This window comes from Gemmatimonadaceae bacterium (assembly GCA_035533755.1).
Classification (GTDB): Bacteria; Gemmatimonadota; Gemmatimonadetes; order Gemmatimonadales; family Gemmatimonadaceae; genus JAGWRI01.
Window position 1 is genome coordinate 18,930 of record DATLTC010000053.1, and the last position, 12,825, is coordinate 31,754.

Genomic DNA, 12,825 nt, shown 5'->3' on the forward strand with positions numbered 1-12,825 from the left:
GCCGCGGGCACCCATGCCGATCCGTTCATCCCGTTACACGCGGAACGCGAGCCGAGCCTCCTTCACCGCATCGAGGAGGACGCGTCGGCGCTCCCCCGATTCCAGTTCCAGTTCGATCAGGTCCGCACCGCCCTCCGCCTCCACGCCGACGATCCGAGCTTCGAACCGCCCCCCGTGAACCGGGCTCAAGACATTCGCCCACCGCCCGATGAACCGGCGCCATTCCGCCGCCGTGCGCAGGGGCCGCTCGCCAGGCGAGGACACCTGCAGATCGTAGCGGTCGGACAGGAGCGCACTGCCGTCCAGTCGCGCCTCGATGGCGCGGGATGCACGGGCACAATCGTCTACCGTAACCTTCTGGCCGTCACGCCGATCAATCCGGACCTCGATGAGGGGGCGCGACTTCGTGCCCCCACGCCGGAACTCGACAAGGTCAAATTCCAGCGCTCCAAGCTCTTGATTGACAAGACGTTCCAGCTCTTCGTTCACGCTATTTGGAAGGTACCCCTACAGAAACAAAAAATGTGGGGAACCTCCCCCACATTTCCGCGCGGCAACCACCGCGTGTGACTAGGAACCTACAGGATGTGCGTAGGTGAGTCAAGCGAACGCACCGAGGGGAAGGCCAGCACGGCGATCTGCCGGCCGGCGTCGCCGGCGCGATGCGAGAAGAACCGTTCGTTGTCGCATCGCGTGCACCACCGGCTCGTGGAAATCCTGATCACGCCCTGCGCGCGGGCGTGGCCCGCGATGAGCGCGCGGAGATCCACCGGTGTCGGACGAACCACCGCACGCCCGGTGAGCCGGGCATGAACGTCCGGACTGACCTCGTAACACCGGCCGCACACCGCCGGCCCGAGGTGCAGGGTGAGATCTCGCGGGGGGCACGCGAGGGCGGCGAGCGCCGCGATGCCCGCTTCGACGATCCGGGCCTCGGTGCCGCGCCAGCCCGAATGGAGCAGCGCGCACGCGCCCGAGGGATGGGCGAGGAACACCGGCACGCAGTCGGCCACCATGACGGCGGCCGCGGTGGCCGGCGTGGGCGGGCAGGCGTGGCCGTCGGCGCCGGGCGCGCGCAGCCAGCCCGACCAGCCCGGTGCATGCGTGATCACGCGGGCGCCGTGGACCTGCGCGGCCGTGGCCAGGCGGCCCACCCCGCGGGCGTCGAGGGCCGCAGTGAGGGCGTTCCAGCGCCCCATGACGTCCCCCACGGGCTCGTCGGTGGCGGTGCCGAAGCTGCCCGCGTCACGGGTGGTGGTGAACGCCACGAAGCCGAGCGCGGTGAGGTCCTCGACCGGCTCCGCGGCGGGCAACGCGGCGATCACGCGTCGCGCACTTCGACCCGCTCGATCTGCGCGCCGAGGGCGCGCAGGCGCTCGTCGATGCGCTCGTAGCCGCGCTCGATCTGCTGCACGTTGTGGATCGTGCTCTGTCCGTCGGCGGCGAGGGCGGCGAGGAGCATCGCCATGCCGGCCCGGATATCGGGCGAGTCGACGCTGCCGGCGTGGAGTCGCGACGGACCGACGACGAGCGCGCGGTGCGGGTCGCACAGCACGATCCGCGCCCCCATGCCCACCAGCTTGTCCACGAAGAACATGCGCGATTCGAACATCTTCTCGTGCATCAGGATCACGCCGTGGCACTGCGTGGCGGTCACGATCGCGATGGACATGAGGTCGGCCGGGAACGCCGGCCAGGGCTGGTCTTCGAGCTTGGGGACGTGGCCGCCGAGATCGCTCTGCATGATCCGGGCCTGGTCGGCGGGCACCACGAGGTCCGCGCCGTCCACCTGGCAGGTGATGCCCAGGCGCTCGAACCCGATGCGGGTGGAACGCAGGTGTTCAACGCCGGCGCGCTCGATGCGGAGCGCGGAGTTGGTGACCGCGGCGAGGCCGATGAACGAGCCGACCTCGATATGATCGGGGCCGATCTCGTAGGTGGCGCCGCCCAGCGACCGCCCGCCGTCGATGGTCAGCGTGTTGGTGCCGATCCCGTGGATCTGCGCCCCGAGCGCGACGAGGAAACGCGCCAGGTCCTGCACGTGCGGCTCGCCGGCCGCGTTGCGGAGCACCGTCGTGCCACGGGCCGTGGCGGCCGCCATGAGGGCGTTCTCGGTGGCGGTCACGCTGGGCTCGTCGAGGAACACGTCGGCTCCGGTGAACCCGTCGACGCGCATCTCGTACTGCGTGGACACCGTGAACGTGGCGCCGAGTTCGCGCAGCACGTGGAAATGCGTATCGAGCCGGCGGCGGCCGATCACGTCGCCGCCGGGAGGCGGCAGGACCACGGCGCCGCTCCGCGCGAGGAGCGGCGCGGCGAGGAGGATCGACGCGCGGATGCGCGCGCAGAGCACCGGATCGAGCCGGGCGGCGTGCACCGAACGGGCGTGGACGGCGAGGGTGTTCCGATCCGACCACTCGGCGGAGGCGCCCACCGAGCGGACGAGCTCGACGAGGGTCTCGACGTCGCGGATCCGCGGCACGTTGGTGAGGGTCACCGGCTGTTCGGTGAGCAGCGTGGCGGCGATGATCGGCAGCGCCGCGTTCTTGTTGCCCGCGGGGCGGATGGTTCCGGAGAGCGAATGCCCTCCCTGGACGACGAACTGCAAGGCGCTCATGACGCTCGGCGATCGAAGGGACAGCGGACGGTGCGGCGACGGACGATGGCGAAGAATGACGGGCGCACGGAGGGTGCGTCAAGCGTGCGCCGGATCGCTTGACACGATGACGCGCACCTGCGTACGTACGTTCACCCACCCATGATGCCGGTCTTGATGGTGCGCGCGAGCGCTTGGCTGCTGCAGGCGGTGGCGACACTCCCGGATACGATCGTGACCCGGCAGATCGTCGCCCGCGGCTGGTTCGACCAGATGACCCACGTGGCGAGCGGCATTCTGACGCTCCTGCTGCTGGCGCTGGTGCTGCTGGTCTTTCCCGCGGCCTGGTACGTCCGCAATCGGTTCAGGCAGCTGGCGGTGATCCTGGACGGGTTGCGCCACGACGTGGCTCCGGTGCTCGAGCGCACCCGCGGCGTGATGCTGAACGCCGAGCAGATCTCGCAGACGGTGCGCGAGGATGTGGAGCGGCTGAGCGAGACGGTGGAGCAGTTCGACGCGCAGCTCCGGGAGATCGCCGATATCGCCGGCGCGCGGGTGCGCGACTTCGACGCGCTGCTCGGCGCCGCGCAGGAGGAAGCCGAGGACCTCTTTCTCAGCACGGCCTCGGCGGCGCGCGGGCTGCGGGCCGGCGTGCGGGCGATCAGGCGGCGGCGCTCGAAGGACGAGGCGCCGCCCGCGCTCGACGAGCCGGAGCCCGATGAGCCCGACGACGCGCCGGACGCCGATGCGCCCGACGATCCGGCGGATTCAGCGCCGCACTCGCGGGCGCCGCGGCTGCGCCGTCACCGGCGCCGCGGAACGTGACCGTGGGCCGGATCGCGGCGATGCTGGGGATCGCCGCGTTCCTCGTCGCGGCCCTTCCCCACCCCGCCCTGGCGTGGACCCCGGGCACGCATGTCTTTCTGGGCGAAGCCGTCCTCCGATCGGCCCAGTTCCTGCCGTCGTCGATCGCCGATCTCCTGCACGCCTTTCCGTACGATTTCCTGTACGGGTCGATCGCGGCCGATACGAGCATCGCCAAGAAGTACGCGCCGGCCGGCCGCCACTGCCATTCGTGGGAAGTGGGCTTCGACATTCATGAAGCGGCGGGCGACGAGCCGCTGCGCGCGTTCTCGCTGGGGTACCTGGCGCACCTGGCGGCCGACGCGGTGGCGCACAACTACTTCGTCCCCATGCAGCTCACGGTCACGTCGTCCACGTCATCGATCGGGCACAGCTACTGGGAGAGCCGGTTCGAAACGCATCTGGGCGAGCGATACAGCCGGCGGGCACGCGACCTGATCCTGCTCGATCACTCGACGTCGGATTCGTTGCTCGACCGCATCCTGAGCCCCACGCTGTTCAGCACGCAGACCAACCGGCGCATCTTCCGCGGCATGGTGCACGTGGCGGATTCCGAGTCGTGGCAGCGGATCTTCCAGTTGATGTCCGAGAAGAGCCGCTGGGACCTGCAGGATGCGGAAGTCGGAGGATACCTGGAGCGCTCGTTCGACTTCATCGTGGACCTGATGCAGCGTCTGGATCACTCCGACCCGTACCGGCTCGATCCGTCGGGCGACGAGCGCCTGGGGCGCGCCAAACGCGTGCGCCGGCAGGCCCTGCGGCTGGGCGGCGAGGAGGCCGTGCGGGAGCACGCCGTGGAACATTTCGGAATGCCGGCGGCCACGCTCACGTTCGCGCGATCGCTGCCTTCTCCGATCTACGACCCGAGCCGCGCCGCGAGCAGCTGAGCGAGCCGCTTGGGGTCGGCGCTGCCCTTGGATTTCTTCATCACGGCGCCGATGAGCACGCCCTGGAGTTTCTTCTCGCCCTGGCGGAACCGCTCGGCCTCGGCCGGCATGGCCGCGATGACCTCGTCGAGCCACGTCCCCAGCGCGTCGTCGTCGGAGACCTTCACGAGGCCCTCCCGAGCGGCGATCTCGGCCGGTGCTCCACCCGACGCGACCATGATGCCGAATATCTGCTTGGCGGCGGTGTGGCTCACCACGCCGTCGCGCACCAACCCGAGCAGCGCGCTCAGCGCGGCCGGCTGAACACGGAAATCGGCGATGTCTTCTCCGCTCGCTTTCAGCGCGCCGAGGACCTCACCCATGACCCAATTGGCGGACGCCTTGGCATCGCCATGGGCGCGCACCGTGGCCTCGAAATAGTCGGCCACGCGCGGGCTGGCCGTGAGCACCTCGACGTCGTACTCCCCGAGCGCGTAGTCGGCCACGTAGCGCGCGCGCCGCGCGGCGGGAAGCTCGGGCAGATCGCGCCGGATGCGAGCGACGAAATCGCCCGCGAGCACGAGGGGCGGCAGATCGGGTTCCGGGAAGTAGCGGTAGTCGTGGCTCCCCTCCTTGCTGCGCGCCGGCCGCACCTCCGCCGCCGCGCCGTCCCACAGCATCGTCTGCTGCTCCACGCGCCCACCGGCGTCGATCAGCGCGCACTGACGCACGAATTCCGCGTCGAGGGCCCGTTCCACGCCGGAGAAGGAGTTCATGTTCTTCACTTCGGTCTTGGTGCCGAGGGCCGCGTCGCCGTGCGGGCGCACGCTGATGTTCGCGTCCACGCGGAGCGAGCCCTCCTCCATGCTCACGTCGCTCACGTCCACGTACTCGAGCACCTGCTTGAGGGCGCGCAGGTAGGCGCCGGCATCGGCGGCCGAGCGCATGTCGGGCTCGCTCACGATCTCGATCAGCGGCACGCCGGCCCGATTGAGGTCGATGGCCGTGGCTCCGGAGAATCGATCGTGGATGGACTTGCCGGCGTCCTCCTCCATATGCACGCGGGTGATGCCCACCGATCGGTGGCCGGTAGCGAGCGCCCCGCCGGTGGCCAGCGGTTGATCGAACTGGGAGATCTGGTAGCCCTTGGGGAGATCCGGGTAGAAATAATTCTTGCGCGCGAACACGGACACGCCGTGCACCGTGCAGTCGATGGCGAGCGCCGCGCGCACGGCGAGTTCCACGGCGCGCGCATTGAGCACGGGCAGCGCGCCCGGCAGCGCCAGGCACACCGGACAGACGTTGGTGTTGGGCGGCGCGCCGAACGCCGACGAACAGGCGCAGAACGCCTTGGTCGCGGTCTTGAGCTGGACGTGGACTTCGAGTCCCACGACCATCTCGTACCGTTCGGCGAACGCCGCGAACGTGGAGGCGCTCATCGGTGCGCCTCCTCGCCGAGCGCGCGCTCGAGCGCGAACGCGGCCGAGAACATGCGCGCCTCGTCGAAGAGAGGGGCGATGAACTGGCCGCCCACGGGCAAGCCGTCGACGCGCCCGATGGGCTGCGACATGGCCGGCACGCCGGCGAGGTTGGCCGTGGCCGTGAAGATGTCGTTCAGGTACATCTCGTACGGATCGGTGGTGGCGCCGATGGGGAACGCCGGCGTGGGCGTGGTGGGCGTGAACAGGAGATGCACGCCGCTGGCGAACACGCGGGTGAAGTCGTCGGTGATGAGCTGCCGCACCTGCTGCGCCTTGCGGTAATACGCATCGTAATAGCCCGCCGAGAGCACGTACGTGCCGAGCATGATGCGCCGGGTCACCTCGGCGCCGAACCCCTGGGAGCGGGTGGCCTCATACATCCCGCGCAGCCCGTCGCCGTCCAGCCGCAGGCCGTAGCGCACGCCGTCGAACCGCGCCAGGTTGGACGACGCTTCGGCGGGCGCGACGATGTAGTACACCGGGATGGCGAGCGCCGTATGGGGGAGCGAGACGTCCCGGATCTCGGCGCCGGCCGCCCGCAGGAGGTCGAGCGCGCGTTCGCAGTGCGCCCGCACGCGCGGTTCGAGATCGGCCGGGAAGTATTCGCGCGGCTTGCCGACGACCAGGCCGCGCAGCGACGCGTGCGCGGCCGCGCGGTAGTCGGGCACGGGGCGGTCCACCGACGTGGCGTCATACGGGTCGCGGCCGGCGACGACGCCGAGCGCCAGTGCGGCGTCATCCACGCCGGCGCCGAACACCCCCACCTGATCGAGGGACGAGGCGAAGGCGACGAGGCCGTAGCGGCTGACCCGTCCGTACGTGGGCTTCACGCCCACCACCCCGCACAGCGCGGCGGGCTGGCGCACCGACCCACCGGTCTCGGATCCAAGGGCGATGCGCACGACGCCGGCCGCGACGGCGGCGGCCGATCCGCCGGACGACCCGCCGGGCACGCGGTCGGGGGCCACCGGGTTCCGGGTAGGGCCGTACGCGCTGTGCTCGGTGGACGAGCCCATGGCGAATTCGTCCATGTTCGTCTTGCCGAACACGACGGCGCCCGCGGCGCGCAGACGGCGGACGACGGTGGCCTCGTAGGGACTGACGAACCCGCGCAGGATGCGCGACCCGCAGGTGGTGGGCAGCGTCCGCGTGGCGATGTTGTCCTTGACGGCCACCGGGAAGCCGGCGAGCGGCCCGTCGGGGCTGGTGTCGGCGTCGGTGAACGCGGCGGCGTCGTCTCGCCAGGCGAAGATATTGAGGCCGTCGCGGCCGGCGTTCACCTCGTCGGCGCGGCGGGCCGCCGCCGCCACGGCTTCCCGGGCGGCGGCGCTCATGCCTCCTCTCCGGTCTCGTGCGTGGCGAGCCGCGGGACGAGGAAGAATCCGTCGCGCACGGAGGGCGCGAACTTTTCCGGTGCGCGATCGAGGGGATCGGCGGGGCCAACGTCCTCGCGCAGCGGCATGCCGGCGCCGGCCTCGGCGCTCGCGGCCTGCGAGGTGTCGACACGCGAGAGCGCGTCCATGTGCCCGAGGATCGTGTTGAGTTCGGCCACGAGCGCGTGGGCGCGTTCGTCGGTGAGCCCGAGCCGCGCCAGTCCCGCGATGTGCCGCACGTCGTCGAGTGAGACCGCCATCAGTCGATTCCGCGTTCGAGGTTCGCCTGCGCGACGACGAGCGTCTTGCGCCCGACGGCTTCGTCGTCGAAGTCCACGCGCGCCTTGGTCTGCGCGCCACTCCCCGTGATCTCGGCGATGGTCCCGGCGCCGAACTTGCGATGCGTGACGCGGGAGCCGACGGCGATGACCGCGGCGTCCTGCGATTCGTCCTCGACGTTGACCGCCGAAGGCACCGGACTGCCGGGGCGGCGGGCCGCGGCGCTGCCCGATGGGAAGATATCGTCGTCGTCGATGAGCGACGAGCCGTTGGACCAGGACCGGCCCACGGCGCCCCGGTCGGAGCGGCCGCCGAGGCCGGCCATCACCCCGCGCCCGCTGCTGCGGACGCGAATCGTCTCGCGCCGCTCGAGCATCCCATCGGGAATGGCGGTGAGAAAGCTCGACGGGCGGGACGGCATGAACTCCCCGTTGCGACGGCGCGATTCGGCATGCAGGAGATACAGCCGCCGCTCGGCGCGGGTGATGCCCACGTAGAACAGGCGGCGCTCCTCCTCGAGCATCGCCGGATCGTCGTAGGCGCGGGCGAGGGGAAAGAGTCCGTCCTCGAGGCCCCCGATGAACACCACGGGGAATTCCAGCCCTTTGGCATTGTGCAGCGTCATCAGGGTCACGGCATCGGCATCGGCGGCCAACTGGTCGACGTCGGCGACGAGGGTGGCGCGTTGCAGGAACACGTCGAGGGGCGTGAGTCCCACCTCCCCCTCGACGTCGGCCACCGTCTCCGATGCGCCGGCGATGAGTTCGCGCACGTTGTCCAGGCGGTCGCGCGCCACCTCCTCGCCCTCGGCGCGCAGGTGGTCGGCGTAGTGGATGGCCTCGACGAGGTCGCGCAGGAGCTCGTCCACGGCGGACTCGCGGGCCTGGTCGCGGAAGCGCGCGATGAGGGCGACGAAGTCGGCGAGGGCCGTCCGGGTAGCCGGGCGGACGCCGTCGAGCAGGTCGTCGCGGGTGGCGGCGGCGAACAGTGTGAGACCGGCGTGGCGCGCGCGCTCGGCGAGCATCTCGATCGTCGCGTCGCCGACGCCGCGGCGGGGGACCGCCACGGCGCGGCGAAAGGCCTCGTCGTCGGCGGGATTGGCGACGAGCTTGAGGTAGCTCATCACGTCGCGGATCTCGCGACGGTCGTAGAAGCGCACGGCGCCGATGAGCCGGTACGGCACGGCGTGGCGGCGCAGCGCCTCTTCCATGGCGCGGCTCTGGGCGTTGGTGCGGTAGAGCACGGCGAAGTCGCGCAGCTGCCAGTCGCTCGATCCGCGTTGACGGCGCAGCTCCTCGACCAGCCAGTCGGCCTCGTCGCGCTCATCGAGCGCGCGCACCGACACGACGCGGTCGCCGCCGCTCAAGGTGGCGCGGAGGGTCTTGCCCATGCGCCCGGCGTTGGCGGCGATCACGACGTTGGCCAGCGCGAGGATCGGCGGCGTGGACCGGTAGTTGTCTTCCAGTCGCACGACCTGCGCCTGCGGAAAATCCTTCTCGAAGTCGAGGATGTTGCGCAGGTCGGCGCCGCGCCAGCCGTAGATGGATTGGTCGTCGTCGCCGACGACGCAGACGTTCCCGTGCCCGCCGCCGAGCAGCGAGATCAGGCGGTACTGGGCGCGATTCGTATCCTGGTATTCGTCCACGAGCAGGTAGCGGAACTTGCGCCGGAGCCGGTCGAGCTGATCGGGATGGCGCTCGAGGATGCGCACCGGCAGCACGAGCAGGTCGTCGAAGTCGGCGGCGTTGGCGCGCTGCAGGGCGGACTCGAGGTCGGCGTACACCGGGGCGATGGCCCGGGTGAACGGATCGGCGGCGAGCGACGCGTATTCGTCGGGCGCGACGAGGGCGTTCTTGGCGTCGGAGATCGCGCCTCGCACGGCGCGGGGCGCGTACTGCTTGGGCGAGACGCCGTGGCGTTCCATGAGGCGCTTGAGGAGGGCGAGGGAATCGTCCTCGTCGTAGATCGTGAACGCCGGCGTGCGCCCCACGAGGTGGGCCGCGCCGCGCAGCATCCGGGCGCCGATCGCATGGAAGGTGCCGGCCCACATGCCGGCCGGCTCGTGGGCGAGGAGCGACGCGATGCGCTCGCGCATCTCGCCCGCCGCCTTGTTGGTGAAGGTGACGGCGAGGATCTGCGAGGGGGCCACGCCATGCGTCCGGATGAGCCGGGCGATGCGACGCGTGAGCACGCGCGTCTTGCCGGAGCCGGCGCCGGCGAGCACGAGGAGCGGGCCTTCATGATGGAGAACGGCTTCGCGCTGCGCGGCGTTCAAGCCTTCGAGCAGCGCGTCGTCGGTGGGTTGCAGCATCAACGAAAGATAACGTCGAATGTCGCCCCGCGGTCGGTGGGCGCGAGTAGCAGCCGCCCCTGGTGGTTCTCCTCGACGATGCGCTTGGCGAGCGCCAAGCCGATGCCCCACCCGGCCTGCTTGGTGGAGAACCCGGGCTCGAAGATCCGGTCGCGCAGCTCGCGCGGAATGCCGGGGCCGTCGTCGCTCACGCGCAGGCGCGAGCCGCTCTCGGCCAGCCGTTCGGTGGAGATGGTGATCCGGCCGCCGCGGCCGGCGAGCGCATCGAGCGCATTCTTGACGAGCACCTCGGCCGCCCACTCGAGGAGCACGGCGTCGCCGGTCACGACGAGCGGCCCATCGGCGTGCTGCACGTCGATCACGATCGTGTTGGCCAGCGTGGGGACCCGCGCGCGGAAGTAGACCGCCAGGCGGTCGACCATGGCGTCGAGATCCACCGGCTCGCGCTTGGGCTCGCGGCCGATGCGCTCGAAGCGGTGGGCCACGCGATCCAGCCGGTCGAGATCGGCCCGCATGTGCGCGGCCATGGCGCGCGCGCCGGGATCATCCGCGCCCCGGTCCTCCAGCAGTTCGATCCAGCCGCCGATGCTCGACAGCGGGGTGCCCAGCTGGTGCGCCGACTCGCGCGCCATGCCGGCCCAGAGGTGCTCCCGCGCCGCATCGGTGCGGCTGCGGATGATGTACACGCCGGCGAGGAGCAGGAGGAGCGCCGTCACCGCCTGGAGCGGCGGAATGATGCGCAACCAGTACACGAGGGGCGTGTTGCCGTAATGCACCTGCCACAGCGTCTCGACCACGGGCGGATTCTGGCGGTCGAGCACGCCCACGTAGGCGCGCACGCGCGGGTCGGCGTCGCCCACGGAGTCGAACGGCAGGTTGGCGTGGAAGAGCGGCGTGCCCCCGCTGTCGGTGACGATGAGCGGAACGCCCTGTTCGCGGATGCCCTTGGAGATGTCGAACAGCGCCTGGAATGCCGCGTTCTCGCTCGTGTCGCTCAGCGCGCGATACACCCGCGAGTACATGCGGCTGGAGCGTTCCGCCTCGCCGCGGAGGGCCGTGACCACCCGCTGCGTGTAATACACGTACGACCCGAGCAGGAGAACGATGAGCGTGGCTACGAGCACTTCCGGCGCGCCGCGCCGCATGCGTATCACGCGAGCCGGTCCGTCCCCAGGTAGGGCCGCAGTGCCGCCGGCACCGCCACCGAGCCGTCCGGCTGCTGGTGGTGCTCGAGCAGACAGGCGATGGTGCGGGGAAACGCCAGGCCCGAGCCGTTGAGCGTGTGCACGAACCTGGGCTTCTCGCCCGGCGCCGGGCGGTAGCGGATGTTCGCGCGGCGGGCCTGGAAGTCGGTGAACGTGCTGCACGACGACACCTCGAGCCACGCGCCCACCCCCGGGGCCCAGGCCTCGAGGTCGTAGGTCTTGGCCGACGAGAAGCCCGTGTCGCCGGCGGCGAGCAGCTTGCGCCGGTACGGGATCTCGAGGCGTTCGAGCAGAGTCTCGGCGTGCCGCGTGAGCGCCTCGAGCTGGGCCTCCGAATCTTCCGGGGCCGCGTAGCGCACCAGTTCCACCTTGTCGAACTCGTGCGTGCGCAGGATGCCGCGCGTGTCCTTGCCCGCGGAGCCGGCTTCGCGCCGGAAGCATCGCGAGTAGGCCACGAAGGCCATCGGAAGCTGCGTCGCCTCGAGAATCTCGTCGCGGTAGAGATTCGTGACCGGGACCTCGGCGGTGGGAATGAGGAACAGGTCGTCGCCGCGCGTGGCGTACGCGTCGTCCTCGAACTTGGGCAGCTGGCCCGTTCCGGTCATCGTCGCGCGCGTGACGAGCTGCGGCGGCCACACTTCCTCGTAGCCGTGCTCGCGCGCGTGCGTGTCCATGAACATGGCGAGCAGGGCCCGCACCAGCCGCGCGCCCTGGCCACGGTAGACGGCGAACCCGGATCCGCTGATCTTCGCCGCCCGCGCCGGATCCAGCATGCCGAGCGCCGCCATCACGTCCCAGTGCGGCTTCACGCCCGCCGGGTCGCGGGGCGTGCCCCACGTCTTGACGATGACATTGCAGGCCTCGCCGCCCGCGGGCACCGCGGGCAGGGGGACGTTGGGGATATCGAGGAGCACCTGCTGCAGCGCCGCCTCGACCTCGGCCACCCTGGCCTCTTCGCCCGCGATCGCAGCGCCGATCGCGCGTCCGCGGGCGATGAACTCGTCGGCGTCCTCGCCGGCCCGCTTCCGCCGCGCCACTTCCTGCGACGTGGCGTTGCGCTCCGCCTTCTTCTCCTCGACCGCCGTGATCAGCGCCCGCCGCTCGCGCTCGAGCGCTTCACCCCGATCCACCACTCCCGCCAGCGCCTCGCCGGCGCCCCGGCGACGCATGCCGTCGCGCAGCACGTCGATCTGATCGCGCAGCATTCGGAGATCGTGCATGGATCACTTCGTGGGGACGCCGGGGGTGAGCGTGGTGTAGCCGCAGTTGGGGTCGGAGATCACGCGCGTGTACATGGCGCGGAGCAGCGGGTTGATGCTGTCCACCACGAACTTGGCATAGTAGGAACTGCCCAGCGAGTAGACCGTGCAGGTGGTCGCGTCGAGCACGTTCACCGCGACCACCTGCCCCACCGGCACGACGAGCGTCGAGTCGTAGGTGTACCCGCCCTTGGCGGCCTGCGTGTAGTCGTCGAAGATGCCCCCGATCTTCTGCAGACCCACGCTGTTCACGCTCGCGAGACCGCTGACCACGGCGCGCGCCGGGTAGATCACGATGCGGCCGGCGGTATCGATGTCGAGGGCGACGTTGAAATAGAAATTGGCATCCACGCTGACCGCGGACCCCGACAGGAAGTCGATCCCCGCAGGCGTGGCCGCCGGACTCCCGTTCAGCGCGTACACGGTGGGCGACGTGATCGTGGTCGGGAACTGGGCGGCCGGGGGCTTGAGGGCCCCGCAGCCCACGCAGAACGCGGCGGTGGCCGCGCCGAGAATCAGCGAAAATCTTGGCATTATCGGGGGCCGAGGAAACCGACCAGCAGGGGATGCAAGGGCGAAGGATACCGACTG

The 12,825-nt window shown here is 70.6% G+C and carries 12 protein-coding genes; 2 read left to right on the plus strand and 10 right to left on the minus strand.

Going from position 1 to position 12,825, the window contains the following annotated elements; translation table 11 throughout:
- Window positions 1–33: 33 nt before the first annotated feature.
- The 3 genes from VNE60_07425 to murA form a co-directional block, all read right to left on the minus strand.
- The gene (locus tag VNE60_07425; GenBank protein HVB31332.1) at window positions 34–489 is read right to left on the minus strand and encodes a hypothetical protein; all 456 of its coding nucleotides are present in this window, start codon (window positions 487–489) and stop codon (window positions 34–36) included.
- Window positions 490–578: 89 nt separating this feature from the next.
- On the minus strand, window positions 579–1,325 hold the full coding sequence (locus VNE60_07430; protein ID HVB31333.1) for a polyphenol oxidase family protein: 747 nt from the start codon (window positions 1,323–1,325) through the stop codon (window positions 579–581).
- Window positions 1,322–2,617: a UDP-N-acetylglucosamine 1-carboxyvinyltransferase gene (gene murA, locus VNE60_07435; protein HVB31334.1), complete on the minus strand. Its 1,296-nt coding sequence runs from the start codon at window positions 2,615–2,617 to the stop codon at window positions 1,322–1,324. Before murA ends, VNE60_07430 begins: the two co-directional genes overlap by 4 nt.
- Window positions 2,618–2,758: 141 nt before the next feature.
- On the opposite strand from murA, the gene VNE60_07440 reads away from it, so the two are divergent.
- Entirely contained in the window at window positions 2,759–3,421 is a 663-nt protein-coding gene (locus VNE60_07440) for a hypothetical protein (protein HVB31335.1), read from the plus strand.
- Window positions 3,418–4,347: a zinc dependent phospholipase C family protein gene (locus tag VNE60_07445; GenBank protein HVB31336.1), complete on the plus strand. Its 930-nt coding sequence runs from the start codon at window positions 3,418–3,420 to the stop codon at window positions 4,345–4,347. Before VNE60_07440 ends, VNE60_07445 begins: the two co-directional genes overlap by 4 nt.
- On the opposite strand, the gene gatB is transcribed toward VNE60_07445, so the two are convergent.
- The 7 genes from gatB to VNE60_07480 are packed head-to-tail and all read right to left on the minus strand — an operon-like array spanning window position 4,317 to window position 12,768.
- A complete protein-coding gene (gene gatB, locus VNE60_07450) occupies window positions 4,317–5,765 on the minus strand; it encodes an Asp-tRNA(Asn)/Glu-tRNA(Gln) amidotransferase subunit GatB (protein ID HVB31337.1) in 1,449 nt (482 codons plus the stop codon). The two genes, VNE60_07445 and gatB, sit on opposite strands and share 31 nt — an antisense overlap.
- A complete protein-coding gene (gene gatA / locus VNE60_07455; protein HVB31338.1) occupies window positions 5,762–7,141 on the minus strand; it encodes an Asp-tRNA(Asn)/Glu-tRNA(Gln) amidotransferase subunit GatA in 1,380 nt (459 codons plus the stop codon). Before gatA ends, gatB begins: the two co-directional genes overlap by 4 nt.
- Window positions 7,138–7,440 carry an Asp-tRNA(Asn)/Glu-tRNA(Gln) amidotransferase subunit GatC gene (gatC, locus tag VNE60_07460; GenBank protein HVB31339.1) on the minus strand — a complete coding sequence of 101 codons (303 nt, stop codon included), beginning with the start codon at window positions 7,438–7,440 and terminating at the stop codon, window positions 7,138–7,140. Before gatC ends, gatA begins: the two co-directional genes overlap by 4 nt.
- Window positions 7,440–9,770, minus strand: coding sequence for a UvrD-helicase domain-containing protein (locus VNE60_07465; GenBank protein HVB31340.1), 2,331 nt, complete (start codon window positions 9,768–9,770; stop codon window positions 7,440–7,442). The genes gatC and VNE60_07465 overlap by 1 nt, the downstream gene beginning before the upstream one ends.
- The gene (locus VNE60_07470; protein ID HVB31341.1) at window positions 9,770–10,915 is read right to left on the minus strand and encodes an ATP-binding protein; all 1,146 of its coding nucleotides are present in this window, start codon (window positions 10,913–10,915) and stop codon (window positions 9,770–9,772) included. The genes VNE60_07465 and VNE60_07470 overlap by 1 nt, the downstream gene beginning before the upstream one ends.
- A 5-nt stretch (window positions 10,916–10,920) precedes the next feature.
- On the minus strand, window positions 10,921–12,195 hold the full coding sequence (gene serS / locus VNE60_07475) for a serine--tRNA ligase (GenBank protein ID HVB31342.1): 1,275 nt from the start codon (window positions 12,193–12,195) through the stop codon (window positions 10,921–10,923).
- Between the two features lie 3 nt (window positions 12,196–12,198).
- Window positions 12,199–12,768 carry a hypothetical protein gene (locus VNE60_07480; protein ID HVB31343.1) on the minus strand — a complete coding sequence of 190 codons (570 nt, stop codon included), beginning with the start codon at window positions 12,766–12,768 and terminating at the stop codon, window positions 12,199–12,201.
- Between the last annotated feature and the right edge of the window lie 57 nt (window positions 12,769–12,825).